Genomic DNA, 23,737 nt, shown 5'->3' on the forward strand with positions numbered 1-23,737 from the left:
GACAGAGGTTTCGTGGTTACATCCTGGTTGCTTCTTTGCCGCCGCTTTGCCCGTACCTCCCCTTACCCTCGTAGCCATGACCAGCGACGACATCGGACGCCCCGGCATCTCCCGCTCCATCGAGACCCTTTCGGCGCTCTCGCCGGAACAGACCGAGGCGGTCCTCGGACTCCTCGCCGAGGCCGCGCACGACGACGGCCAGCAAGCGGTGTCCGAACAGGGCAGGTTGCAGCTGCGGGGCGGTGCCCGCGAGGGCGTGTCCCATCTGCTGCTGCACGTCGGTGACGAACTGGTCGGCTACGCCCAGCTGGAGGACACCGATCCGGTGGAGGCCCCGGCCGCGGAGCTGGTCGTCCACCCGGCCCACCGCGGCCACGGCCACGGCCGCGCCCTGGGCTCGGCCCTGCTCGCCGCCTCCGGCAAGCGGCTGCGGGTGTGGGCGCACGGCGGCCACAGCGCCGCCCGCCATCTCGCCCAGGTCCTCGGCCTGACCCTGTTCCGTGAACTACGGCAGATGCGACGCCCCCTGACCGGCCTGGAGCTGCCCGACCCGGTGCTCCCGACGGACGTGACGGTCCGTGCCTTCGTCCCCGGCGAGGACGACGCCGCCTGGCTCGCGGTGAACGCGGCCGCCTTCGCCCACCACCCCGAACAGGGCTCCCTCACCCAGCGCGACCTCGACGACCGCAAGGCCCAGCCCTGGTTCGACCCCGAGGGCTTCTTCCTGGCCTTCCGCGACGGCGAACTGGTCGGCTTCCACTGGACCAAGGTGCACGCGGCCGAACAGCTCGGCGAGGTCTACGTCCTTGGCGTCCGCCCCGGCACCCAGGGCGGCGGCCTCGGCAAGGCCCTCACCACGATCGGCCTGCGCCACCTCGCCGCCCAGGGCCTGCCGACGGCGATGCTGTACGTCGACGCCGACAACAAGGCGGCGGTGTCGGTCTACGAACGGCTCGGCTTCACGACGTACGAGACCGACCTGATGTACCGCACGGAGACGTGACGAGTCGGACCTGCGGCTGATTGCACGGGGAGTCAGCCGGCAGCACCTTGGGCCTCACGCCAGGCCGGCAGGAGCTTGTCGAGCAGCGCCTCGGTGCGGGGAGGGAGGCCGCGAGCGCCGCCACTGAGCTCGTGATGGCGGGCGACGAGCGCTGCTGCCGTCGATTCGAGCCGGGCCGTGTCCCCCGTGGCGTGCGCGGCGCGTAGGAGTTCGTTCCAGAGTCGCTCGTCTGCCGGTGCGTGCGTCAAGGCCGTGTCGAGGGCGTCGAGCGCCGGTGCGGGGTTGCCGGCCTCCAGGTGGTGACCGGACAGGGCCAGTGCCACGTCTGCCACCAGCAGGAGCAGCTGAGTCTCCACGACCTCGTGGGAGAGCCAGGTGTAGCGGCCCTTCGGACGGTCGGCCAGCAGGGGGCCGCGGGCCAGTGCCAGGGCGTCGTCGAGCAGGCGCTGCCGTATCCGGGGGTTGCCCGATCCGCTGCCCGCGGTGGCCTCGTGGTGGAGCGTGCGCAGCACGTCGAGGTCGCAGACGACGGAGGGCGCGAGGGTCAGCCGCCCGGTGGTGCCGATACCGAGCCGCGGGCTTCCGTCGGGATCGGTTCCCAGCCAGGTGCGCAGGCGTGCGAGGAAGACGTCACGGACGTCATCGGTCACGCCACGGGGCCACAGGCCGGAGGCCAGCACCCGCGGGTGCACTCCCTCGCGGTGGAGCAGGAGCATGGCCAGGGCTTCGTGGAGCAGCGGGCCGTGCTCGGCGTCGGGTGTGTCGAGGCCGATGACCTCGTAGGTGCCGACCAGCCGTGCGTACACCGCGGGTTGTCCGCTGGGGGTGAGGTCGACCCGGAACGGCGGGGGGCCTGGGTCCGGGGAGCGGTCGGCGTCGGCGAAGAGCCGGATCACGGCCTCGTACTGGTCCTGCGGCAGGAGCTGTGCCTGGAGGTCCAGACCGAGCGGTGGGGCGAGGAGGCGTCCGTCGGAGGTGGCTTCGAGTTCCCAGGAGGTGCCCGGCAGGCCCTTGTCCCCGGTGGCGGCCAGGTAGCCGATGCCCAGTCGGCCGGAGTCCGCGGCGAGTTCGGCGAGTTTCGCTGCCTGGTCCTTACTCGGCCGGGCGGCGAGCAGAACCAGGTGGGGTGCCCATGAGGTGTCCCGGGACAGGCCGGTACGCCCGGTGAGCACCGAGTCGTGGCCCACCATGGCGAGGGCATCGCGTCGTCGGCCGGTCTCGGCCGCCATGTCTTCCAGCAGTTCGTCGATGTCGTCGACCTGTCGGACCCGGGTGGGGGCCGGCTCGGCGAGTTCCGCGCCGTGGCCCACGAGGGTGAGGGTCATCCGGTCCGCCCAGCCGCTGGTGGCGAGTTCCGCGGCGACCGATGCGAGGACTGCCGTCCGGTCCGCCTGCGCGCCGGTCAGCGAGACGAGTCCGGGCAGGGCTTCGAGGTTCAGCAGCAGCCGCGCACGGCCGCGGGTGCCGAGGCTGACCAGGCCGGGGTAGGGGGCGGCTGCGCCGGTGTCCGTTTCGTGTGCCGGGACGTCGGCCAGGTGGATTCGCCAGAACGTGTCGTTCCGGCCGGGCTGCCACGGCGCCGGGGGCTGCTTCGCCGGCTGAGCGAGCTGGAGGTTGAGCTCGCTGTCGGTGAGCCAGGCGGCGTGGACGGTCGGCAGGCTGCGGGATTCCGCGGTCAGAGCGGCCGTCAGTCCCCGCAGGGCACGGTCGAGATCGCGTACGGCCTGCGGGGCGGCGGCGACGAGCAGCGCATCCTGGGTGTCGGCGGCAGCACCCGTCGGCTGGGGAGGCTCCGGGGTGCGGTGGCCCTCGGCGCTCATCGCGGACTCCCACAGGGCCGTACGGCGTCGGCGGCCGAGTGCCGCGAGCAGACCGGCGGCGAGCAGCGGCGCGCCCACGAAGGCCTCGGGGAGACCGGGGGACGAAGTGGAAGACGACGGTGTGGGAGACGACGAGCTGGGGCCCGTGTTCTCCGCACCGGCTCCGTTCCCGGCCTCGGCCGGGATGGTCAGGCTGATGTGGTGTCCGGGGTTGAGTCTGACGGGGAGGCCGGCGGCCGCGAGGAAGTGGCCGGTGGCCTGCCGCCACTGGTGCCAGGCGTCGGGGGTGTGGTCGGGGTGGGTGAAGGCCGGGATGTAGCGGCTGCCGTCGTCGTCGGCCACCGTGTAGAGCCCGTCCTGCCCCTCCTGGGCGAACAGGATGAGCGTGGCGTCGCGGAAGGCCGCGAGCAGTTCCGCCTCGCTGCCGTATCCGGTGACCGCTCGCTGCACGGCGGCGTCCAGGGCGGTGAGCGGAGCGGGGAACTCCAGCGCGACCGGAGACGGGCGGTACTTCGGGTTGTGCGTGAAGGAGACGAGCTGCCCGGAGTGGTCGACGGACCAGCCGCCGACGATGCCGTACGGGGGAACCGCGCCGGCGGGGTCGAAGTACGGGTCGATCGCGTACACGTAGCCGCCGCGCTGCCGGGCGGCCTGGGCACGCAGGGCCGGGGTGACCGGAGGGACGGCGGGCGCGGAGCCGGTCGGGGCGGTCACGGGGACGGGCTCCACTCCTTCTCGAAGGCGATCTGCTCGGCGATGGTGGCCAGCGTCTCGCGGGGGGCGGGATCGAAGGTCAGGATGCGATCGGCGTTGGTGAGAGGCGTGAACGGGGTGAGGTGGTACACCTGGAAACCGCCCATGCCACGGCACATCCCGGAAGCCCAGGTGTCGCGTCGGGAGCCGTTGACGCCCAGGAGCCATCCCTGGGGTTCGAGCTGCTCGCGGACGCGGAAGAGCGCCTCGAAGCAGTCACCCGCTCTGCCGGAGACCTGCCCCCAGGGGCCCTCGACGGTCACGGTGTAGTCGTGGTCGCGGTCGTCGCCCTCCCAGCGCAGGACGGCGTCGGCTTGCCGGTCACCGTTGAAGGCGAGGATCTCGAAGCGGTCGGGAAGGAGACTGCGACTCATCGGGTCCATCCTTGGGGCAGTTGGCCGGCGGGCGGTGGTTCAGGGCTGGGAGCGGCGGGAGTTCGGGGGACGTGCGGCTCGTAGTGGGGGTTCGGTATCCACTCTCCCTTGGTCCCGTCACGAGAGAGCTCCCAGGCTCCCTTGATGTGCTTGCGGTCGATGCCGCCGGGGAAGGCGACCTCTTCATCGACCTCGGCGTACTTGTTGTTCGGCAGGGTCTGGTTGACGTCGATCCCGCCGGGGGCGTCGATCTCGTACCGGTAGCCCTTCACCCAGTTCGCGTCCGCGTCCCTGGTGGTGCCCACGAAGGCCGACTTGTGGTTGCCCTCCACATAGCCGAACAGGTCGTTGTTGGACGAGTCCCATGGGTGGAAGCCCTGCTCGAAGATCTCCCCGGGGTGACGGTTGTCGTTGCGGTACAGCGGCTCGTGGCTCTCGCGCCACACCGGCTGGTGCCTCATGCCGTCGATGTCGATGTTCTTGTCGACGGCCGCGGGAAGGCTGCGCGGATCGTCCGGGTCCAGCTTCCCGGCCGCCTCGGAGGCGTCGTCGACGTGCTTGACGGCTCCGGCGGCGTCCTCGGCGAGGCTCTGGCCGACGGTCTTGGCCGTGTCCTTGGCGACCGCGCCCTCCACGCTGTGGGCGACCGACCTGGCGCCGATCTTGCCCGCGGCGCCTCCGCCGCCGATGAAGTTGGTCGCGAAGGCGCCCATGGCCTGGTTGCGGTCGGTGCTCCAGCCCTCGCCGACAAGGCCCTTGACCAGCTCGGTGGGATGGTTGGCGGTGTGCACCAGGCCGCGGGCGACGCCGGTGAGGTTGGTGGTGTAGTCGGCCGGGTGGGTCAGGTTGTAGGGGTCCAGGGGGTTGACCGTGCGGGCCAGGCGCAGCATCGAGGTGCCGGTCTTGAGGACGCCGCCCAGCTGGTGCTCGGCCCCGACCAGCTGGTTCTTCAGCGTGTTACCGAGTTCGCGCTTGAGGCGGTCCAGGCCCTCAGGCTCGGCGGGGGCCTGGTCGGTGCCGCGGGCGAGCTTCTCGGCCAGCTGGGCGCCCGAACTGTCGCGCTCGCCGCGGGCCGTCTTGAGCAGGTGCTCCGCCGACTTGCGTCCCTCGGCCCCGGGGTCCTGGAACGGGCCCGGCTCCTGCGGAGGTCGCTGCCCGACCTCGGTGCCGGACAGGTCCGCCACCTGGAACGCGAGGGCCCGCCGGGTGTAGTCGTCGACCTCGCGCCGGTACTGCTCCGAGGCGGCCTCGGTCCGCTGCCGGGCCTGCTTCCACTGCTCGACCGCCTCACGGGCCTGCTTGCGCGCCCACTCGACGGCGTGGGCGTACTGGTCCATCGCGGCGGCCGCGTCCTGGAACGAGTCGGCGGCCTTCAGCCAGCGCCTGGGATGGGTCTGCACCTTCTCGCGAAAGCGGTCGGCGGCCTGTCCGTGCCAGTCCGCGGGGTCCATCTTCCGCAGCGCCAGGCCGGTCCGTTCGAAGGCCGCGCCCAGCTTCCTCAACTGCGCCGCCGACTCACGGATTGCGCTCGCGTCCCCGTGCACCAGCAGGGCCGGGTCGTCGGTCTCGTCCAGCTCCAGCTCGCGGGTGCGGGCACCCAGTTGGTCGGCCACCCAGGAGCCGGCTCCGTCGGCCTTGTCCGCCCAGCCGTGTGCGCCGGCCGCGTCGAGCAGCTCCGACGTGCCGTGGGTGACGGTCTGCACCCCGTCGGCGAAGGTGTCGCGCAGGCCCTGGGTGGCGCCGTCCAGGTCGTCGAGGAAGCCCATCACTTCCCCTTCGCCGCGACGCCGGAGTCCTGCCCGTCGTCGTCACCGCCGAAGGCCATGGAACCGGCGGCCTTCACCACCCCGATCTCGCTTCCGGCATAGCCGGTCCGGGTGACGTCGGTCCAGGTGGCGGAGAGGTTCTTCCGGCTTTCCTCGGAAGCGTCGTCGAAACTGGCCATGGAGTAGTCGGGGCGGTAGGTGTCCCCGGCCTTGTCCCCCACCTGGCTCCAGGACATCTTCTCCGCGTCCTGCGAGGTCAGCGTCGGGTCGGCGGTCGCGGACAGCGCAACGTCCTTGAGGACGCCCATGCCGTACTCCTCCGCCTCGTGGTAGTAGCCGGCGTTCAGATCCAGCGTCCCGGCCACCTCGTTGCCCTCGTCCAGGAGCGCCTGGACCTCCCAGCCCCAGCGCTCGGCGAAGTCGTCCAGCCTCTGGGAGGCGGCGGAGTGGCCCATCGCGTTCGGGGACACGGACAGATCGGAGAAGCCCTGACCCGTGGTCGCACCGGTCGCGTCGGTGATCTTCTTCAGCTCGTCCAGCGCGTCGTTGATGCCTTGGGACACCTGCTTCAGGATCTGCGGGTCGACCCCGTAACCACCACCGCTCACCTCGCGACAACCTCCCCATCGGTGACAGGCTGCTTGTCGAGCGCGATCCTGTCCGGCACGATCCCGGACACCGGTGGCAGGAAGGCGCGCGATTCGGAGGACACATCCACCACGACCCCCATCGGGACCCGGTCCCGCCCCACCCAGGCGGGAAGCAGCTCGTGCAGCAGTTCCTCACCGTTCACGGCGACGTAGCGTGCGTACCGGGCCAGTTCGGCGGGCAGCTCGCCGGGTTCGGCGGCCTCCCACTTCTGCTGCAGGAAGGTGTGCATCTCGCGGGTGCCGGTGAACGCGAACAGCCAGCGGATGTCATCCGAATCCGCAGTCCACACGGCACCCTCACCGAGCAGGGGAAGCAGAAGCTCCGCGCCCCGCACGGCCTCGACCAGGGCCCGCGAATCCCCTTCACCGCGCAGGAACGCACCCATCTGCGCCCGAAGTTCCGCCGTCCCTGACGACGGCTTCCCGCCTCCGCCCATCCGGCTGCGCACCCCGTTCGCCTCGACCTGTCACGACTTCAGCGCATACCAGGCCTCGGCATGACAGCAGCCCCACGGCATGAGCAGGAAAAGCCTAGCCCGGCAACTGCGGCACCAGTGAAGGGGGACCTCACCCGCCTTGCAGTCGGCGACACTTGAACCGGACGCCGGGGTCCCCCGACCAGGACGAACAAGTCCCAGCGGATCGGTGGGACGGTACGCCGACGCCGTACGGTCAAGACGCAAGCCGTGACCTGAGCCCGCGCAACGGCTCCACCGCACAGGCCGCACCCAGCAGGACCGCCCCCACCGACACCACGGCCCACCGCACATGCGCCGCATCCCAGCCGGGGTCCCCCACCAGGACGAACAGGTCCCAGCGGGACGGGAGCAGGTGGGGGGCGAGGAGGGCGAGGGTCAGCAGGCCCGCCGCCACCGATGGGCCGGGGCGGGGCTCGTCGGTGAAGCGGATGGCGACCGCCGCCGCGGCCAGGGCGAGGGCGGCGGTTGCCGCGGCCTCCAGGGTCACCGCGCCGACCGGGGGGCGGGCATGTGCCGGCAGGAGGCCCAGTGCGGCCGTCCACCACAGCGCGGCGACCGGCACCACCAGCGCGATCCGCAGCCCCGTCCGGACCCAACGCCGGGTGGGACGGGGGTGGTGAGCTCCCGGGACGGATCGTCCAGGAGGAAGGTCAGCCCCAGGGCGAAGACGAGCGCGGCCGCCCGGAGGAGGGCGAGACCGAGCCACGCGTCGAGCGACCCGGACAGCAGCCGCGGCAGACCGGCCACCAACAGCCCCACGACCGCCCCGGCACCGACCGCCCGCCACGGCACGGTTCGCGCCACGGCCACCACCAGCGCCGAGCTCACACCTCTCCCCGGCCCGACACCCGCGTCACTCCTCCGCACAGTCCTTCGCCCCCTTCGGCACCTCGGCCCCCAGCACCCGCGCCACCTGGGCCGTCGAGACCCCGGACGCGGTCAGCTCGGTCCAGTGCTGCTTCACGGAAGCCGTCACCTCACCGCGCGGGCGTTCCAGCAACTCCCGCAGGACATCGGTCTGTCCGGCCGTCATGGACAGCCCGCTGGTCGGGGCGAGGACGTACGCCGACCCGGTGACACTGTCGTCGAGGCGGACGTTCGCGAGGTCGGTCATCGGGTGGGAGGCTCCGCCCAGCGCCAGCCACATCGTCGTGACCACCCGCCCGTCGCACACCTCGCCGCCCTTCGACTCGTCACCGGCGACCAGCACGGACGCGACGGCGACCGCGAACTCGGGGACCCGGTTGCCGCCCCAGCGCGTGCCGACGGTCACCTGGCCCGGCGCGGTGAGCGGATCGATCGCCCCGTCGCCGGTCAGTCCGTAACGGGCCTCGACCCGCTGCCGTACGACAAGGGGCTGCCGGGCGGCCGTACCGCCGGCCAGCGACTGGACGCGGTCCACGACCCCCGCCCAGGTGCCCGCGCGGCCGGTCCACTCGGGGAAGGCGCAGTACGTCGTGTCGCCGCGCTTCACGCACGTCTGGTCCCGCTGCGGGGACACCGTGGCCTGTTCGCGGGCGGCGGCCAACTCCGCCGACACGCCCCCGGACTGGCCCACCGCACCGGCCAGCGTCAGCGCGAGCGCGCCCGCCGCACCGGCCTTCAGATACACCGTGCGCCCGCCGCTCGCCAGGACCGCGCCGAGGGCCAGGAGCAGGACCAGTCCGGTCAGATACAGGGCGTGCCAGGCGGCGGGACGGCCGACGAGGTCCGAGGGGAGGACCGTGTTGCCGCTGTTCTCGCCCACGATCGGGGACAGCCATCGCGACCACTCCGCGCCGCCGGTGCCCGCGGAGATGAACACGCTGAAGACGAAGAGTCCGACCACGCCGACCGGCGCCGCGAACGTGGAGGGGACCAGCCGGGCGAGCAGCACTCCGAGCGCGCCGCACAGCAGCACGTACAGGGGGCCGACGGCCAGTTCGGCGAGTGAGCCGTGGCCCACCGCGCCCGGCCGCAGGGCCTGCCGGGTGAACTCGCCGAGCACGACCAGCGCGGTGACGGCGGCGAAGGGCACCACCGACAGCACATGCGCGACCGTCCGCCGCCACGGTTCCATGACCAGCACGTCGAACTGCCGGTCGGTGCCGCGCCTGCGGGAGCGCAGCGTGCACCGGTTGACGCACACGAACAGGGCGATCCCGAGCAGCAGGGGCCCGGTCTGGGTGGCGCGGTCGGCGTCCTGGAGGGCCGGGAAGGCGTCCATGCCCTCCTTCTCGTCGAACAGCGTCCAGGCGGTGTAGCCGACGTACAGCAGGAGCGTCGCCACCACCGGGATGTACCGCAGCAGGTCGCGTGATTCGAAGCGGGCGAGGGCGAACACGGCCGCCCAGGAGCGCCGCGGGGCGTCCTCGTGCACGGCGGCGGACTCGGCCGCCGTCTCGGTCGCCAGGCTCATGCGGCCGCCACCTCCGCGTCCGTGCCCGCGTCGTCCAGGGTGAGCAGGTAGCCGTCCTCCAGGGTGGGTTCGAGGAGGTCGGCGCCGGTGGGCGGATCGCCTACGTTGCGGAAGGAGCCGGTGCCGGTGCGCCAGCCCGCCTTCGCGTCCGGAGCGCGTTCCGTGCTGCTCCACACCCGGCCGGCGGCGCGGGCGGTCAGGTCGGCGGGGGTGCCCTCGAAGAGGATGCGGCCGCGGGCCATGACGAGGACGCGGTGGCAGAGCATCGCCACGTCCTCGGTCTGATGGGTGGACAGGAGCACGGTCCGGCCCTCTCCGGCCTGGGCGATCAACTCCCGGAACCGCATGCGCTGTTCGGGGTCGAGGCCGACGGTCGGCTCGTCGAGGACGAGGAAGCCGGGGTCGCCGACGAGGGCGGCGGCCAGTGCGACCCGCTGCCGCATCCCGCCGGACAGCTTCTTGATGCGCTTCGCGCGTACGTCCCCGAGGTCGACCTCCTCCAGTACGCGTCGCACCTCGCGGTGGCGTGTGGTGCGGTCGGTGAGTTCCTTGAGGATGGCCACGTAGTCGACGAACTCGAAGGCGCTGAAGTCCGGGTGGAACCCCGGCGTCTGCGGCAGATAGCCGAGCGAGCGGCGCACCTCCTGACGGCCGCGCGAGGTGCCGGGGTCGTGGCCGAGGACGGTGAAGGAGCCCCGGTCGGCGGGCACGGCGGTGGCGAGCACCCTCAACAGGGTTGTCTTTCCGGCCCCGTTGGGCCCGAGCAGCCCGGTCACGCCCGGCGTCAGCCGCAGTGACACGTCGTCGAGCGCGCGGGTGCCGCCGTAGCGGAGATGGAGCCCGGAGGCGGAGACGGCGGTGGTCATTCGGCGCTCCCGTTGAAGAGGTCGAAGCGGTCACGGAGGAGGAAGAGCAGCCCGGCGGCGAGCGCGGCGACGGTCCCGGCCACGCCCTGCCCGGCGGCGGTGAAGGGTGCGAGCGGGTCGGCGGCCGTCTGCTGCGCGGCCTGCGCGGCGAGGAGTACGGCGACCCAGGCGCCGCCCACCAGGGACGGTGCGAGTACCGGGCCGAGCCGCGGGGTGAGCGCGAGGCCGGTCGCGGTGAGGGCGAGGGCGGGCAGCAGCCAGGTGAGGGCACGCAGGCCGTAGCCGGGCAGGGCGAGGGTGGCGAGCCCGTTGAGGCCGAGGCCCGCGACCAGTACGGCGAGCGTGCGGATCATCAGCAGCCGGAAGCCGTGGGTGGGTGCGACGACCGTCATCTCGTAGGTCGGGTCGAGCGCCGGGCCGTAGGACAGGGCCACGCCGGCCAGCGGCAGCAGCGGGGCGAGGGCGAGGAACAGGGTCGGCGACTCGGTCGTGCGTACCGCGCCGACGGTGGTCAGCAGCAGGAACACGACGGCCGACAGCCAGGAGCGCCTGAGCACCGGCGTGGCCGCGAGCAGCCGCGCGGTGTGGTCGGCGATCCCGGCCCGGGTCAGCAACGACTCGAACCATCCCGGCCGGGGCGCGTCCAACTCGGCGTCCAGCCGCTCCCACCCGGCGTCCAGCGCCACCGGGTCGGTGACGTCGGCGAGCAACCCCCGGCACTCGGCGCATGCCGCCAGGTGGGTGTCGGCGGACCAGAGCAGGGGGGCGGCCAACTCGCCCTGGGCATAAGCCCGCAGATCACCTTCGGCCACATGCCAACTCATGCCGCCACCTCCTTCACTCGTCCCGACACGGGGCCCTGCGCTCCGGCCCCGGTCATCGTCTGCGGTCCCGGGCCCCTCGCTCCGGCCCTCGTCATCGGTTGCCGTACCGGACCCCTCGCTCCGGCCCTCGTCATCGGTTGCCGTACCGGACCCCTCGCTCCGGACCCAGCAACCGCCCGCCGTCCCAGAACCGGCACCCCGGCCCCCGTCATTGCCTGCCGTCCCGGAACCCACGCTCCGGCCCCCGTCTTCGTCTGCCGTCCCGGAACCCACGCTCCGGCCCCCGTCTTCGTCTGCCGTCCCGAAACCCGCGCTCCAGCCCCAGCAACCGCCCGCCGTCCCAGAACCGGCACCCCGGCGCCGGCCCAGGTCACCGTCCGCGGTCCCGGACCTTGCACTCCGGACCCGGTCACAGTCCGCCATCCCGGACACCGCACTCCGACTCCAGCCACCATCCACCGCCCCAGAACCCGCACTCCGACCCCAGGCACCGTCCGCCGCCCCAGGCCCCGCGCAGCGGCCCGCGCAGCGGCCCCCGTTCGTTCGTCCGTCTTCACGTCAGCGCCTCCCTCAGCTGCTTGCGGGCCCGCATCGCGCGGGTCTTGACCGTGCCGGGTGGGATGCCCAGCAGGACGGCGGCCTCGCGGGTGGTCAGGCCGTCGATGACCGTGGCCTGGAGGACCGCCCGCAGCTCCGGTGACAGCCGGACGAGGGCACCCGCGAGGTCCCCGTGCTCCACCCCCGCGAGCACGCGCTCCTCCGCGGACGCCTCGTCCCGGTGCCGCAGGCGGGACAGGGCCTGCCTGAGCCGCCCCCGCGCCCCGTCACCGCGCAGCGCGTCGATCAGCCGGCGCGAGCCGATCCGCCACAGCCACCCGGCCACATCGCCTTCCTCGCGATAGCGCGCGGTCCCCCGCCACACCGCGAGGAACGTCTCCTGCACGACGTCGTCGACCAGGGCCGCGTCCGCGCACCGCCCCCGCAGCCGCGCGAGCAGCCAGGGCGCGTACCGCCGGTACAGCTCCTCGAAGGCACGCCGGTCCCCGTCCGCCGCGATGGCCCGCAGCAGATCCCCGTCGCTTTTCGTTTCCCTCACGCCCCTTCATCGGACGACCCCCGCCGACCGGTTCACACCATCACGCTTGACTTTCACGACCACCTTCCACCACCCTTTCACTACTCAATTAGTGAAAGGGTGGTTGTCCGCGTGGTCGAGTACCGCATCGACCGGCGCTCCGGCGTCGCCACCTACGTGCAGATCGTCCAGCAGACCAAGCAGGCCCTACGACTGGGCCTCCTCGAACCCGGCGACAAGCTCCCCACCGCCCGCGAGGTCGTGGAGGCCACCGCCATCAATCCGAACACCGTGCTCAAGGCGTACCGCGAACTCGAGCGCGAGGGCCTGGTCGAGGCCCGCCGAGGCCTCGGCACCTTCGTCCGCAGGACGCTCGGCGCCCACACGGCCGACACGCCCCTGCGCGCCGAGCTCGACGACTGGGCGAAGCGCGCCCGGTCCGCGGGCCTCGGCCGCGAGGACGTCGACGCGTTCTTCACCGCCGTACTCGATGAGCACTTCCCGAAGGGGGACCAGTGAGTTCCACCAGCTCCACCCCGGCCGTCGCCATGGAGGCGTCCGGCCTGGGCAAGCGGTACGGCAGGCGGGCCGCCGCCCTCGACGGCTGCTCCTTCCGGCTGCCCACGGGCCGCATCAGCGCGCTGGTCGGCCCCAACGGCGCCGGAAAGTCCACCCTCCTCGCGATAGCCGCCGGTCTGCTGCACCCCACCGCCGGCACGCTCACCGTCCTCGGCGGGGCGCCCGGCGAGGCCCGCGACCGGGTCGCCTACCTCGCCCAGAACAAGCCGCTCTACCCCCAGCTGACCATCGCCGAGACCCTGCGCATGGGCGCCGAGCTCAACCCGGCCCGCTGGGACGCCGCCCGCGCCGCCCGGATCGTCGAACAGGGCGACCTGGACCCGAAGTCCCGGATCCGCGGGCTCTCCGGCGGCCAGCGCACCCGGGTCGCGCTCGCCCTCGCCCTCGGCAAACGGCCCGACCTGATGCTCCTCGACGAGCCGATGGCCGACCTCGACCCGCTCGCCCGGCACGAGCTGATGGGCACCCTGATGGCGGACGCCGCCGAGCGCGGCACCACCGTGCTGATGTCCTCGCACATCGTCGCCGAGCTCGCCGACGCCTGCGACCACCTGCTGCTCCTGGGCGGCGGCCGGGTCCGGCTCGGCGGCGGCATCGACGACCTGCTCGCCGCCCACACCCTGGTCACGGGCCGCGGCACACCCGCCGACCTGGCCGCACACACGGTGATCGAGTCCCGTACCGCCGGCCGCGGTCTGACCGCCCTGATCCGCCGCGACGGCCCGGTCGGCGAGGGCTGGGCGACCGAGGAGCCCTCGCTGGAGGAACTGTTGCTGGCCCATCTCCGCGCCCCCGAGGCCCCGGCCCTGCTCACCCCGGGCACCACGGCACCCGAGGCGGTGACCGCATGAGCGCCGCCGCCGTCCTCGAAGCGACCCCCACTTCGGCGCGCACACCACGCGGTCTGATCCACACCGTCCTGCGCCTGCACCGCGGCGCCCTGTGGATCTGGCTCGCCTTCGTGACCGCCACCGCGGGCTTCCTGCTCTGGCTCCTCGGCCCCGGCGCCGACACCGCGCAGCGCGCGCTCGAGAGCTACGGCTACTCCGGGCTCATCATGGCCAACGGCTCGGCGGACGAGTACAGCAGCCTGTTCTACTACCCCGACACCCTGATCACCCTGGCCTCCTTCGCCGTCGCCCTGTTCGCCGGCGGCCCGCTGATCGCCCGCGAACTGGAGAGCGGCACCGCACAGCTCGCCTGGACCCAGTCGGTCTCCCCGGCACGCTGGCTCACCGCCAAGCTCGCCGTGCCCGCGGCCTTCATCGTCCTCGGCACCACCCTGCTGACCGTGCTGTACCACCAGCTGTGGGCCGCCCACAGCGACCTGCTCATCGCCGGCATCGGCCCCCGCTCCCTGTACTTCTCCCTCGGCCCGGCCACCGTCGCCGCACCACTGCTCGGTCTCGCCCTCGGCGCCCTGATCGGCCTCACCGCCCGCCGCACCCTGCCTGCCCTCGCCTTCAGCGGGTTCGCGTACTTCCTGGTCTACGCCTTCCGCGGCAACCACTGGCCCTTCCAGGGCCGCTACCAGCAGCCCGAGCTCAGCTCGCGCAGCCGGGCGTTCACCTCCGCCGGCACCGAGATCCGCGACCCGGGCTGCTACGACGACAAGGCCTGCCTCGCACAGCACGACGTCGTCCGCTTCACCCGCGAGTACCTGCCGTCCTCCGACTACTGGCCCCGCCAGCTCCTGGAGACCGGCGTCCTGCTCGCCCTCACCGCCGTGGCCGTCGCCCTCGCGTTCGGCCTCCTGCGCAGGCGGGCAGCGACCGGATGAGCGCGCCGGCCCTCCCCCGGCAGGGGCTCACCCGGACCGTGCTGCGGCTGCACCGCACGGCCCTGGTGGTGTGGGGCGTCTTCGTCCTCGCCTGCGTCGGCTACCTGGTCTGGCTGACCGAGGTCACCGCCGACTCGGTCCACGCGACCCTGGCCGCCTGCCGCGACGACGGCCCGGGCCTGTGCGGCATCGGGGCCTGGCGCGACTACACCGAGCCCATGGGCTGGATCAGTACGTTCATGTACTACAGCTTCTGGGCCGTGGCCGCCTGGGCGGGCGGCGCGCTGATCGGCCGTGAACTGGAGTCGGGCACCGCGCGACTGGCATGGACGCAGTCCTGCACGCCCACCCGCTGGCTGGCCGTCAAGCTCGCCGTGCCCGCCGGGCTGATCGTCCTCTCCGGCGCCGTGTTCGTCCCCGTCTACCGCTGGGCCTGGTCGGCGCACCGGGACCTGATGGGCGACGACTGGTCCTTCCCCGACGTGTTCGCCGCACGCGGCCCGGCCGTGGTGGCGTACGGCCTGTGCGCACTGGCGGTCGGCACGCTCGCCGCGCTGCTGCTACGCCGCTCCCTGCCCGCCCTCGCGGTCGCGGTCACCGTGATGATCGTGCTCAACCAGTGTCTCGAGCGGTACCGCGAGGACTTCTGGCCGACGGCGGGCAACGGCAAGGCATCCGCCGGCCTGTGGCAGACCCGGAGCGGCGGCTACCACCCCCCGTCCCACTTCTGGCCCCTGCACCTCGTCGAGACCGGCATCGTCCTCACCGTCACCGCGCTCGCGACCACCGCCGCCTTCTGGGTACTGCGCCGCCGTACCGCCTGAAAGCGCCCCTGCGCCGCACGTCCCCCGGCCGCGGGAAGGACGTGCGGCGCAGGTGTGCGGACGCTCGGGAGCCGTCCTCCGATATCCCGAACGCCATGTCGCCGTAACCATTGGTTCAGACGGGCTTGCAACCCTCACCGAATGAAGCCCGCCGTGCCAGAACCTTCGCCGCCGCCCGAGGGATCCGCGGGGAAGTGGGACGCCCCGGACGCCGTCGTGCTGCCGCTCGCCGCCTCCGACGCGCCCGTTTCGCGTCCGGCGCGGAAGAATGGGGTCATGAGCCAGTCGAACACCCAGGCAGAGGTCCAGCACGTGCAGCCCTCCGTGGGCTCCATAGCCGCGCACCGCCCGCACACCGTGTCGGCCACCGTCTCCGATCTGGAGCCAGACCTCGACGCCGATCTCGACGCGTACGAGGAGGTCCCGGTCGACGGGGCCGCCCAGCTCCCGCAGGGTCGTTTCCTCGACCGGGAGCGCAGCTGGCTCGCGTTCAACGAACGGGTGCTGGAACTCGCCGAGGACCCGAACACCCCCATGCTGGAGCGCGCGAACTTCCTCGCGATCTTCGCCAGCAACCTCGACGAGTTCTTCATGGTCCGGGTGGCCGGACTGAAGCGCCGTATCGCCACCGGCGTCGCCACCCGCTCCGCCTCCGGCCTCCAGCCGCGCGAGGTCCTGGAGATGATCTGGGCCCGCTCCCGCGAGCTCATGGCCCGGCACGCCGCCTGCTACCACGAGGACGTCGCCCCCGCACTCGCGGAGGAGGGCATCCACCTGGTCCGCTGGAGCGAACTCCAGGAGAAGGAGCAGGCCCGCCTCTTCACCCTGTTCCGGCACCAGATCTTCCCGGTCCTGACCCCCCTCGCGGTCGACCCGGCGCACCCCTTCCCGTACATCTCCGGCCTGTCGCTGAACCTGGCCGTGATCGTGCGCAACCCGGTCAACGGCAAGCGCCACTTCGCCCGGGTCAAGGTCCCGCCGCTGCTGTCCCGCTTCCTGGAGTCCTCCCCCGGCCGCTACGTCCCCATCGAGGACGTCATCGCGGCCCACCTGGAGGAGCTGTTCCCGGGCATGGAGGTGCTGGAGCACCACACCTTCCGGGTCACCCGCAACGAGGACCTGGAGGTCGAGGAGGACGACGCCGAGAACCTCCTCAAGGCCCTGGAGAAGGAGCTCATGCGGCGCCGCTTCGGCCCGCCGGTGCGCCTGGAGGTCGAGGAGTCCATCGACCGCGAGGTCCTCGACCTGCTGGTGCGCGAGCTGAAGATCTCCGAGGCGGAGGTCTACCCGCTCCCCGGCCCCCTCGACCTCACCGGCCTCTTCCGCATCGCGGGCCTCGACCGCCCCGAGCTGAAGTACCGCAAGTTCGTCGCCGGCGTCCACCGCGACCTGGCGGAGGTCGAGTCGGCGTCCGCGCCCGACATCTTCGCGTCCCTGCGCGCCCGCGACGTCCTGCTGCACCACCCGTACGACTCGTTCTCGACGTCGGTGCAGGCCTTCCTCCAGCAGGCGGCCGAGGACGACGACGTCCTCGCCATCAAGCAGACCCTGTACCGGACCTCGGGCGACTCCCCGATCGTCGACGCCCTCATCGACGCCGCCGAGGCCGGCAAGCAGGTCCTCGTCCTGGTCGAGATCAAGGCCCGCTTCGACGAGCACGCCAACATCAAGTGGGCGCGCAAACTGGAGGAGGCGGGCTGCCATGTCGTCTACGGCCTGGTCGGCCTGAAGACCCACTGCAAGCTGTCCCTGGTGGTCCGTCAGGAGGGCGACACGCTCCGGCGGTACAGCCACGTCGGCACCGGCAACTACCACCCGAAGACCGCGCGGCTCTACGAGGACCTGGGCCTGCTCACCGCCGACCCGCAGGTGGGCGCCGACCTCTCCGACCTCTTCAACCGGCTGTCCGGCTACTCCCGTCGCGAGACCTACCGCCGCCTCCTGGTGGCGCCCAAGTCCCTTCGCGACGGCCTCATTTCCCGCGTGAACAAGGAAGTCCAGCACCACCGCGCAGGGCGTCCCGCCTTCATCCGCATCAAGGTCAACTCCATGGTGGACGAGGCGCTCATCGACTCGCTCTACCGGGCGTCCCAGGCGGGTGTCCCGGTCGACGTCTGGGTGCGCGGCATCTGCGCGATCCGCCCCGGCGTCGCCGGCATGTCCGAGAACATCCGGGTCCGCTCGATCCTCGGCCGGTTCCTCGAACACTCCCGGGTCTTCGGCTTCGGCAACGGCGGCGAGCCCGAGATGTGGATCGGCAGCGCCGACATGATGCACCGCAACCTCGACCGCCGGATAGAGGCCCTGGTCCGGGTCACCGACCCGGCCCACCGGGCGGCCCTCAACCGGCTGCTGGAGACCGGCATGTCGGACACCACCGCGTCCTGGCATCTCGGCCCGGACGGCGAGTGGACCCGGCACGCCACGGACGCGGACGGCCAGCCCCTGCGCAACGTCCAGGAGATGCTCATAGACGCCCGGAGGCGCCGGCGTGGCACAGCAACACCTTGAACCGACGGATCCCCTGGCCGGGCACGCCGGGAGGATCACCGGGGACGCCCTCGCGGGTTACCTGCGGTCCCAGGCCACGGAGTTCCTCCGCGCCCTGCGCCAGCACCGGGAGTCCGGCGGTGCCCCGGCGGCGGGCGCGGAGGACCCCGTCGACGCGGCCCGGGCCCTGCGCCGCTCGGTCCGCCGCATCAGCGCCAGCCTGCACACCTTCCGCCCGCTCCTGGACCCCGACTGGTCGGAGTCCCTCCGCCCCGAACTGGCCTGGCTGTCAGGGACCTTGGGCATGGAGCACGCGTACGAGTCCCGTCTGGAACGCCTGTTGCTGGCTCTGCACCGACTGTCGGGGGCGGTGTTCCCGACGCAGCCGGCGAGTGCGGCGGTGGGCACCGCCGGCTCCCCCGCCCACCCGGCGTCCGCCCCGGACCGCGGCAATCTGACCGTGGGCGCCGCGAAAGCGGGCGCCCTCCTCGACCGCCAGCTCACCCTCGCCCGCACCCGGGCCCACAGCACCGCCCTCCAGGCCCTCGGCTCCTCCCGCTTCCACGCGGTCGCCGACAACATCGCCGTACTGGCGAGCGAAGTCCCCTTGGCGAAAACGGCCGTCACCACCGACCTCCACCCCATGGCCACCGCGGCCCAGGAACGCCTCGACGACGCGGTGACCGCCCTCCCCCTGGTCACCGCGGGCCATCCCTACAACGCCGAGGCCCTCATCCACGGCCTCTCCCCGGACCCGTCCCCCCACCCCCAGGACGCCCCCTGGCACCAGGTCCGCCTCCTCCTTCGCCTGCACAGATACGCGAGGGAGGTCCTCTGCGGCACCAACCCCCCGGTGGCACTGCGGCTCCTGACGGCAGGTGAGGCCCTGGACCGCCACCGGGACGCCTCCGAGGCCGCGGCCGCGGCAGCGGCGGCGGCCCGCACCCCCCGCATCGCCCCGGCCACCGCCTACGCCCTCGGCGTTCTGCACGCCGACCAGCGCCACGAGGTGGAGGCGGCCCGGTTCGCGTTCCAGCAGTGCTGGCAGAAACAGGCCGTCAGCACCTGAAGGAGGCAGCGACTCCCGTGACCGACACCCCGCAAACCCCCGTCCAGGCGGCCGGCTGCGTGTTGTGGCGCCGCTCCCCGATCGACGGCGAGCTGGAGGTCTGTCTGGTCCACAGGCCGAAGTACGACGACTGGTCGCACCCCAAGGGCAAGCTGAAGCGCGGCGAGGACGCCCTCACCGGCGCGCTGCGCGAGGTGGAGGAGGAGACCGGGTACCGGGCCGCGCCCGGCGCCCCGCTCTCCGCCGCGAAGTACTACGCCAACGGCCGCCCCAAGCAGGTCCGTTACTGGGCGGCCGAGGCCACCACCGGCGCCTTCACCCCGAACGACGAGGTCGACCGCATCCTCTGGCTCTCCCCGACGGCCGCGAGGAACCGGCTGACCCAGCCCCGGGACAGGACACTCGTCGACGAACTCCTGGTGCGGGTACCCGAACACACGTAGGACCCTGGGCGGCGGGGGCGGATCTCAGGCCGGTGCGTGCCCCTCCGCGTCCGCCCGCGCCTGGCTGCGGGCTCTGCGCGCCGGTCCACGCCAGCCGCAGGTGCACCGGGCCAGGCAGAAGCGGCCTTGTTCGACCATCTGCGTGTGGTGGGCCGGTCGGTCGGAGGGAGGTGGGGGGATCCTGTCCTGCTGCGCCACGCCGACAACGTTACCCACCGCGGGTAAAGGCCCGGTATGCGCGTGACGACCTCCTCCTGCCCGTCGTTAGGCGAAACGACAGGGGGTCCTTGACGGACGTATCGGCTGGGGGTAGGCGGCGATGACGGAGCGGCAGCAGAGGCAGGCCGGCGGGTCGGTCGTCGTCGCGGCGGTGCTCATGGCCTGCGCCACCGGCTGCTCGGGCAGCGGCGCCACGCTCGACGACGCGCGCGCGGCCGACCCGGTCGCGGCCCTGCGCCGGGCCGCCGACGCCCTTGAGGACGCGGGCAGTTCGAAGGCCCGCACATCGATGGAGATGGCCACCGGCGGCACCCGGGTCACCATCCGCGGCGAGGGCGTGTACGACTTCCGCGAGCGGCTCGGCCGGCTGAAGGTGATGCTGCCGCAGGACCCGGCCGGCACCAGCGAGCACCGGCCGATCACCGAACTCCTCGCCCCCGGCGCCTTGTTCATGAAGAACCGGGGCGCGGGTGTGCCCGCCGACAAGTGGGTGCGCGTCGACACCGCGACCCTCTCCGACGGCAACCTCGTCACCGGCGGGGCCACCGATCCGCTCGCCGCCGCCGAGGTGCTGCGCGGGACCAGGACGGCGACGTACGTCGGCACGACCGAGCTCGCGGGCACCGAGGTGCGGCACTACCGGGGTACGGCGGACCTCGCCGCCGCGGCGAAGCACGCCTCCGGCGCCAACAAGGGTGTCCTGGCAGCGGCGGCGAAAGGGTTCGCCACGGCCGCGGTGCCCTTCGACGTCTACCTCGACGACCAGGGCCGCATCCGCAAGATCCGCCACCGCTTCAGCTTCGTCAACGGACAGCAGCAGGCCACCGTCGCCGTAGCCTCGACGACCCTGCTGTACGACTTCGGGATCGCCACGGACGTACGTCTGCCGGCCGCCCGTGACATCTACGCCGGCGAGATCGCCGAGGGGTGAGCGGTCATGACGGGCGTCAAGAACTAGCCCGTCCGTGCCATGCGCGGTGTGTACGCCGCTCCCTACTCTAGGAAGTCGGTAACGGCAGAGAAGAGGTGATGCGCGTGGCTCCGGTCGGCGGTACGGCGGTGCAGGACCACGTGGCCCTCGCCGAGATCGAACTGTGCGGAGAGCTGATCATCGCGGCGTCGGCCGCGGACGACCGGCTCAGCCTGGAGAGCATCGACGAGGTGCTGAAAGTGGCCGAAGAACGCGCGAGCGCCCCCGGCACGTGAGCCGGGGGCGCCCGTCCCCTCGCGGGGAAGGCCGGATCAGGTGCGCAGCAGCCGGCCGATGGCCTTCGTCGCCTCCTCGACCTTCGCGTCGATCTCGGCGCCGCCCTTGACGGCAGCGTCCGCGACGCAGTGCCGCAGGTGTTCCTCCAGGAGCTGCAGGGCGAAGGACTGCAGGGCCTTGGTGGAGGCCGACACCTGCGTGAGTATGTCGATGCAGTAGACGTCCTCGTCGACCATCCGCTGCAGGCCCCGGATCTGGCCCTCGATCCGGCGCAGGCGTTTGAGGTGTTCGTCTTTCTGCTTGTGGTAGCCGTGCGTGACGTTTTCGGCCACTGGCTCGGAGGGCGCCGTGGCGCCGGTGTCGGTGGTCGTCATCGCGTCCTCCACAACAAGGGGCATTCCTATACCCCTCCTGGGTATATCGTACCGAAGTTTCCCGGGTATAGGGCCTGCGGACGGCCCCCGTGCCAACCACTGTGCCTCATGGGCGACACTGGGGGACGGCCCATTAGCCGTGGCCGGATGATGCACCTAGCATCAGCCTGACCGAAACCGATGCACCCCGAGGACCCCTTGTGCGCTTTCGTCTGACCCCCAGGGAGACGAGCTTCTACGACATGTTCGCCGCCTCCGCGGACAACATCGTCACGGGCTCGAAGCTCCTGATGGAACTGCTCGGCGCGGACACCGCCGGCCGGGCCGAGATCGCAGAGCGTATGCGGGCCGCTGAACACGCCGGTGACGACGCCACTCACGCGATCTTCCACCAGTTGAACTCCTCGTTCATCACGCCGTTCGACCGCGAGGACATCTACAACCTGGCATCGTCCCTCGACGACATCATGGACTTCATGGAGGAGGCCGTCGACCTGGTCGTCCTCTACAACGTCGAGGAGCTCCCCAAGGGCGTCGAGCAGCAGATCGAGGTGCTCGCGCGGGCCGCCGAGCTCACGGCCGAGGCCATGCCGAACCTGCGGACCATGGACAACCTCACCGAGTACTGGATCGAGGTCAACCGGCTGGAGAACCAGGCGGACCAGATCCACCGCAAGCTGCTCGCCATGCTCTTCAACGGCAAGTACGAGGCCATCGAGGTCCTCAAGCTCAAGCAGATCGTGGACGTCCTCGAAGAGGCCGCGGACGCGTTCGAGCATGTGGCGAACACGGTGGAGACCATCGCCGTCAAGGAGTCCTGACCTCTTCCATGGACACCTTCGCTCTGGTCGTGACCATCCTGGTCGCGCTCTTCTTCACGTACACCAACGGCTTCCACGACTCGGCGAACGCGATCGCGACCTCGGTGTCGACGCGGGCGCTCACGCCCCGGGCCGCGCTCGCGATGGCAGCGGTCATGAACCTGGCAGGTGCCTTCCTGGGCTCCGGGGTCGCCAAGACCGTCAGTGAGGGACTGATCGAGACGCCGGACGGCTCGAAGGGGATGGCCATCCTCTTCGCCGCGCTGGTCGGCGCGATCACCTGGAACCTCATCACCTGGTACTTCGGGCTGCCCTCCTCGTCGTCGCACGCGCTGTTCGGCGGCATGGTCGGAGCCGCGCTCGCGGGCGGCACCGAGGTGATCTGGAACGGCGTCCTCGACAAGGTCGTCATCCCGATGTTCCTGTCGCCGGTCGTCGGCCTGGTCGCCGGTTACCTCGTGATGACGGCGATCATGTGGATCTTCCGGCGCGCCAACCCGCACAAGGCGAAGCGCGGTTTCCGGATAGCGCAGACCGTGTCCGCGGCCGGCATGGCCCTCGGACACGGCCTCCAGGACGCCCAGAAGACCATGGGTGTCGTGGTGATGGCCCTGGTGATCTCCGGCCACGAGACGTACGGCGACCCGATCCCGGTCTGGGTGAAGATCGCCTGCGCGGTGATGCTGTCGCTGGGCACGTACGCGGGCGGCTGGCGCATCATGCGCACCCTGGGCCGGAAGATCATCGAGCTCGATCCGCCGCAGGGTTTCGCGGCGGAGACGACCGGTGCGGCGATCATGTTCACCACCGCCTACCTGTTCAAGGCGCCGGTCTCGACGACCCATGTCATCACCTCGGCGATCATGGGCGTCGGCGCCACCAAGCGCGTCAACGCGGTCCGCTGGGGCGTCGCCAAGAACATCATCCTCGGCTGGTTCATCACCATGCCGGCGGCGGCGATCGTGGCCGCCTGCGCCTACGGGATCGTGAACCTGGCGTTCCTGTAGGAACCGTGCACGCAGACGGGCCCGCCCCCGGGAATCCGGGGGCGGGCCCTCTGTGTCCTCGCGGTGGCACCGCCATGCAGCACCGCGAGGGGTCGGTGTCGGCTCAGCCGAAGCGGCCGGAGATGTAGTCCTCCGTGGCCTGGACCGACGGGTTGGAGAAGATCCGCTCCGTCTCGTCGATCTCGATCAGCTTGCCGGGCTGGCCGACGGCGGCCAGGTTGAAGAAGGCCGTACGGTCGGAGACACGCGCCGCCTGCTGCATGTTGTGCGTCACGATGACGATCGTGAAGCGCTCCTTCAGCTCACCGATCAGGTCCTCGATGGCGAGGGTGGAGATCGGGTCCAGGGCCGAGCAGGGCTCGTCCATGAGGAGGACCTTGGGCTCCACCGCGATCGCGCGGGCGATGCACAGGCGCTGCTGCTGACCACCGGAGAGACCCGAACCCGGCTTGTTCAGACGGTCCTTGACCTCGTTCCAGAGGTTCGCGCCCTTGAGGGACTTCTCGACGACCTCCGACAGCTCGCTCTTCTTGTACGAGCCGTTCAGGCGCAGGCCCGCCGCCACGTTGTCGAAGATCGACATCGTGGGGAACGGGTTCGGGCGCTGGAAGACCATTCCCACCTCACGGCGGACGGACACGGGGTCGATGCCCTGGCCGTACAGGTCCTCGTCGTCGAGGAGCACCTTGCCCTCGACCCGGCCGCCCGAGGTGACCTCGTGCATCCGGTTGAGCGTGCGCAGGAAGGTCGACTTGCCGCAGCCGGAGGGGCCGATGAAGGCCGTCACCGAGCGCGGCTCGACCGTCATCGAGATGTCCTCGATCGCCTTGTGGGAGCCGTAGTAGGCGGTGAGTCCGCTCACGTCGATTCGCTTGGCCATGACTACTTCACTTCCAGATCAGTCGCTGGGGGGTCG

General features: G+C 71.8%; 23 protein-coding genes and 1 pseudogene. 12 read left to right on the forward strand and 12 right to left on the reverse strand.

Going from position 1 to position 23,737, the window contains the following annotated elements; translation table 11 throughout:
• Positions 1-76: 76 nt before the first annotated feature.
• Entirely contained in the window at positions 77-1,003 is a 927-nt protein-coding gene (gene mshD / locus AQJ46_RS19685; protein ID WP_059206807.1) for a mycothiol synthase, read from the forward strand.
• A gap of 32 nt (positions 1,004-1,035) precedes the next feature.
• Here the strand turns inward: mshD and AQJ46_RS19690 are convergent, their stop codons facing one another.
• From AQJ46_RS19690 to AQJ46_RS19735, 10 genes and pseudogenes are all read right to left on the reverse strand, one after another.
• Positions 1,036-3,537 (reverse strand): type VII secretion system-associated protein, encoded by a 2,502-nt coding sequence (locus AQJ46_RS19690; RefSeq protein WP_059206808.1) that lies wholly within the window; start codon positions 3,535-3,537, stop codon positions 1,036-1,038.
• The gene (locus AQJ46_RS55475; RefSeq protein WP_059206809.1) at positions 3,534-3,950 is read right to left on the reverse strand and encodes a hypothetical protein; all 417 of its coding nucleotides are present in this window, start codon (positions 3,948-3,950) and stop codon (positions 3,534-3,536) included. Before AQJ46_RS55475 ends, AQJ46_RS19690 begins: the two co-directional genes overlap by 4 nt.
• Positions 3,947-5,716 carry a putative T7SS-secreted protein gene (locus AQJ46_RS19700; protein ID WP_059206810.1) on the reverse strand — a complete coding sequence of 590 codons (1,770 nt, stop codon included), beginning with the start codon at positions 5,714-5,716 and terminating at the stop codon, positions 3,947-3,949. Before AQJ46_RS19700 ends, AQJ46_RS55475 begins: the two co-directional genes overlap by 4 nt.
• Positions 5,716-6,324 carry a hypothetical protein gene (locus AQJ46_RS19705; RefSeq protein ID WP_059206811.1) on the reverse strand — a complete coding sequence of 203 codons (609 nt, stop codon included), beginning with the start codon at positions 6,322-6,324 and terminating at the stop codon, positions 5,716-5,718. Before AQJ46_RS19705 ends, AQJ46_RS19700 begins: the two co-directional genes overlap by 1 nt.
• A complete protein-coding gene (locus AQJ46_RS19710; protein WP_059206812.1) occupies positions 6,321-6,752 on the reverse strand; it encodes a hypothetical protein in 432 nt (143 codons plus the stop codon). Before AQJ46_RS19710 ends, AQJ46_RS19705 begins: the two co-directional genes overlap by 4 nt.
• Before the next feature lie 286 nt (positions 6,753-7,038).
• Positions 7,039-7,712: pseudogene (locus tag AQJ46_RS19715) on the reverse strand (ABC transporter).
• A complete protein-coding gene (locus tag AQJ46_RS19720) occupies positions 7,699-9,243 on the reverse strand; it encodes a hypothetical protein (protein ID WP_059206813.1) in 1,545 nt (514 codons plus the stop codon). The pseudogene AQJ46_RS19715 and the gene AQJ46_RS19720 overlap by 14 nt, the downstream one beginning before the upstream one ends.
• The gene (locus tag AQJ46_RS19725) at positions 9,240-10,109 is read right to left on the reverse strand and encodes an ABC transporter ATP-binding protein (RefSeq protein ID WP_059206814.1); all 870 of its coding nucleotides are present in this window, start codon (positions 10,107-10,109) and stop codon (positions 9,240-9,242) included. The genes AQJ46_RS19720 and AQJ46_RS19725 overlap by 4 nt, the downstream gene beginning before the upstream one ends.
• The gene (locus AQJ46_RS19730; RefSeq protein WP_059206815.1) at positions 10,106-10,933 is read right to left on the reverse strand and encodes a cupin domain-containing protein; all 828 of its coding nucleotides are present in this window, start codon (positions 10,931-10,933) and stop codon (positions 10,106-10,108) included. Before AQJ46_RS19730 ends, AQJ46_RS19725 begins: the two co-directional genes overlap by 4 nt.
• Before the next feature lie 553 nt (positions 10,934-11,486).
• Positions 11,487-12,029, reverse strand: a complete 543-nt coding sequence (locus AQJ46_RS19735; protein ID WP_057608779.1) for an RNA polymerase sigma factor — start codon at positions 12,027-12,029, stop codon at positions 11,487-11,489.
• 111 nt (positions 12,030-12,140) lie between these two features.
• Between AQJ46_RS19735 and AQJ46_RS19740 the strand changes: the two genes are divergently transcribed.
• The 9 genes from AQJ46_RS19740 (at position 12,141) to AQJ46_RS56240 (ending at position 20,618) form a co-directional block, all read left to right on the forward strand.
• The gene (locus AQJ46_RS19740; protein WP_059206816.1) at positions 12,141-12,527 is read left to right on the forward strand and encodes a GntR family transcriptional regulator; all 387 of its coding nucleotides are present in this window, start codon (positions 12,141-12,143) and stop codon (positions 12,525-12,527) included.
• On the forward strand, positions 12,524-13,438 hold the full coding sequence (locus tag AQJ46_RS19745) for an ABC transporter ATP-binding protein (protein WP_059206817.1): 915 nt from the start codon (positions 12,524-12,526) through the stop codon (positions 13,436-13,438). Before AQJ46_RS19740 ends, AQJ46_RS19745 begins: the two co-directional genes overlap by 4 nt.
• Complete coding sequence (locus tag AQJ46_RS19750) at positions 13,435-14,367, forward strand: hypothetical protein (RefSeq protein ID WP_059206818.1); 933 nt, start codon at positions 13,435-13,437, stop codon at positions 14,365-14,367. The genes AQJ46_RS19745 and AQJ46_RS19750 overlap by 4 nt, the downstream gene beginning before the upstream one ends.
• Positions 14,364-15,191 (forward strand): hypothetical protein, encoded by an 828-nt coding sequence (locus AQJ46_RS19755; protein WP_059206819.1) that lies wholly within the window; start codon positions 14,364-14,366, stop codon positions 15,189-15,191. Before AQJ46_RS19750 ends, AQJ46_RS19755 begins: the two co-directional genes overlap by 4 nt.
• Positions 15,192-15,467: 276 nt before the next feature.
• Positions 15,468-17,702: an RNA degradosome polyphosphate kinase gene (locus tag AQJ46_RS19760; RefSeq protein WP_059206820.1), complete on the forward strand. Its 2,235-nt coding sequence runs from the start codon at positions 15,468-15,470 to the stop codon at positions 17,700-17,702.
• Complete coding sequence (locus AQJ46_RS19765) at positions 17,683-18,750, forward strand: CHAD domain-containing protein (RefSeq protein ID WP_059206821.1); 1,068 nt, start codon at positions 17,683-17,685, stop codon at positions 18,748-18,750. Before AQJ46_RS19760 ends, AQJ46_RS19765 begins: the two co-directional genes overlap by 20 nt.
• A gap of 17 nt (positions 18,751-18,767) precedes the next feature.
• Positions 18,768-19,193 (forward strand): NUDIX hydrolase, encoded by a 426-nt coding sequence (locus AQJ46_RS19770; RefSeq protein WP_059206822.1) that lies wholly within the window; start codon positions 18,768-18,770, stop codon positions 19,191-19,193.
• 319 nt (positions 19,194-19,512) lie between these two features.
• Entirely contained in the window at positions 19,513-20,343 is an 831-nt protein-coding gene (locus tag AQJ46_RS19775) for a hypothetical protein (protein WP_059206823.1), read from the forward strand.
• 98 nt (positions 20,344-20,441) lie between these two features.
• Positions 20,442-20,618: a hypothetical protein gene (locus AQJ46_RS56240; protein ID WP_167368216.1), complete on the forward strand. Its 177-nt coding sequence runs from the start codon at positions 20,442-20,444 to the stop codon at positions 20,616-20,618.
• 36 nt (positions 20,619-20,654) lie between these two features.
• On the opposite strand, the gene AQJ46_RS19780 is transcribed toward AQJ46_RS56240, so the two are convergent.
• A complete protein-coding gene (locus tag AQJ46_RS19780; RefSeq protein WP_057608844.1) occupies positions 20,655-20,993 on the reverse strand; it encodes a metal-sensitive transcriptional regulator in 339 nt (112 codons plus the stop codon).
• Between the two features lie 200 nt (positions 20,994-21,193).
• On the opposite strand from AQJ46_RS19780, the gene AQJ46_RS19785 reads away from it, so the two are divergent.
• Together AQJ46_RS19785 and AQJ46_RS19790 are read left to right on the forward strand one after the other, a co-directional pair.
• Complete coding sequence (locus AQJ46_RS19785; RefSeq protein WP_030043659.1) at positions 21,194-21,814, forward strand: DUF47 domain-containing protein; 621 nt, start codon at positions 21,194-21,196, stop codon at positions 21,812-21,814.
• A gap of 8 nt (positions 21,815-21,822) precedes the next feature.
• Complete coding sequence (locus AQJ46_RS19790; RefSeq protein ID WP_059206824.1) at positions 21,823-22,821, forward strand: inorganic phosphate transporter; 999 nt, start codon at positions 21,823-21,825, stop codon at positions 22,819-22,821.
• 103 nt (positions 22,822-22,924) lie between these two features.
• On the opposite strand, the gene pstB is transcribed toward AQJ46_RS19790, so the two are convergent.
• Positions 22,925-23,701, reverse strand: a complete 777-nt coding sequence (gene pstB, locus AQJ46_RS19795; RefSeq protein ID WP_059206825.1) for a phosphate ABC transporter ATP-binding protein PstB — start codon at positions 23,699-23,701, stop codon at positions 22,925-22,927.
• Between the last annotated feature and the right edge of the window lie 36 nt (positions 23,702-23,737).

Source organism: Streptomyces canus (genome assembly GCF_001514145.1).
In the GTDB taxonomy this organism is placed as follows: domain Bacteria; phylum Actinomycetota; class Actinomycetes; order Streptomycetales; family Streptomycetaceae; genus Streptomyces; species Streptomyces canus.

Bases quoted from the DNA above. Each gene is read 5' to 3' on its own strand.
- mshD (WP_059206807.1), top strand. From the start codon at position 77: ATGACCAGCGACGACATCGGACGCCCCGGCATCTCCCGCTCCATCGAG.
- AQJ46_RS55475 (WP_059206809.1), bottom strand. From the start codon at position 3,950: ATGAGTCGCAGTCTCCTTCCCGACCGCTTCGAGATCCTCGCCTTCAAC.
- AQJ46_RS19700 (WP_059206810.1), bottom strand. From the start codon at position 5,716: ATGGGCTTCCTCGACGACCTGGACGGCGCCACCCAGGGCCTGCGCGAC.
- AQJ46_RS19710 (WP_059206812.1), bottom strand. From the start codon at position 6,752: ATGGGTGCGTTCCTGCGCGGTGAAGGGGATTCGCGGGCCCTGGTCGAG.
- AQJ46_RS19720 (WP_059206813.1), bottom strand. From the start codon at position 9,243: ATGAGCCTGGCGACCGAGACGGCGGCCGAGTCCGCCGCCGTGCACGAG.
- AQJ46_RS19725 (WP_059206814.1), bottom strand. From the start codon at position 10,109: ATGACCACCGCCGTCTCCGCCTCCGGGCTCCATCTCCGCTACGGCGGC.
- AQJ46_RS19730 (WP_059206815.1), bottom strand. From the start codon at position 10,933: ATGAGTTGGCATGTGGCCGAAGGTGATCTGCGGGCTTATGCCCAGGGC.
- AQJ46_RS19750 (WP_059206818.1), top strand. From the start codon at position 13,435: ATGAGCGCCGCCGCCGTCCTCGAAGCGACCCCCACTTCGGCGCGCACA.
- AQJ46_RS19755 (WP_059206819.1), top strand. From the start codon at position 14,364: ATGAGCGCGCCGGCCCTCCCCCGGCAGGGGCTCACCCGGACCGTGCTG.
- AQJ46_RS19760 (WP_059206820.1), top strand. From the start codon at position 15,468: ATGAGCCAGTCGAACACCCAGGCAGAGGTCCAGCACGTGCAGCCCTCC.
- AQJ46_RS19775 (WP_059206823.1), top strand. From the start codon at position 19,513: ATGACGGAGCGGCAGCAGAGGCAGGCCGGCGGGTCGGTCGTCGTCGCG.
- AQJ46_RS56240 (WP_167368216.1), top strand. From the start codon at position 20,442: ATGCGCGTGGCTCCGGTCGGCGGTACGGCGGTGCAGGACCACGTGGCC.
- AQJ46_RS19780 (WP_057608844.1), bottom strand. From the start codon at position 20,993: ATGACGACCACCGACACCGGCGCCACGGCGCCCTCCGAGCCAGTGGCC.
- AQJ46_RS19790 (WP_059206824.1), top strand. From the start codon at position 21,823: ATGGACACCTTCGCTCTGGTCGTGACCATCCTGGTCGCGCTCTTCTTC.
- pstB (WP_059206825.1), bottom strand. From the start codon at position 23,701: ATGGCCAAGCGAATCGACGTGAGCGGACTCACCGCCTACTACGGCTCC.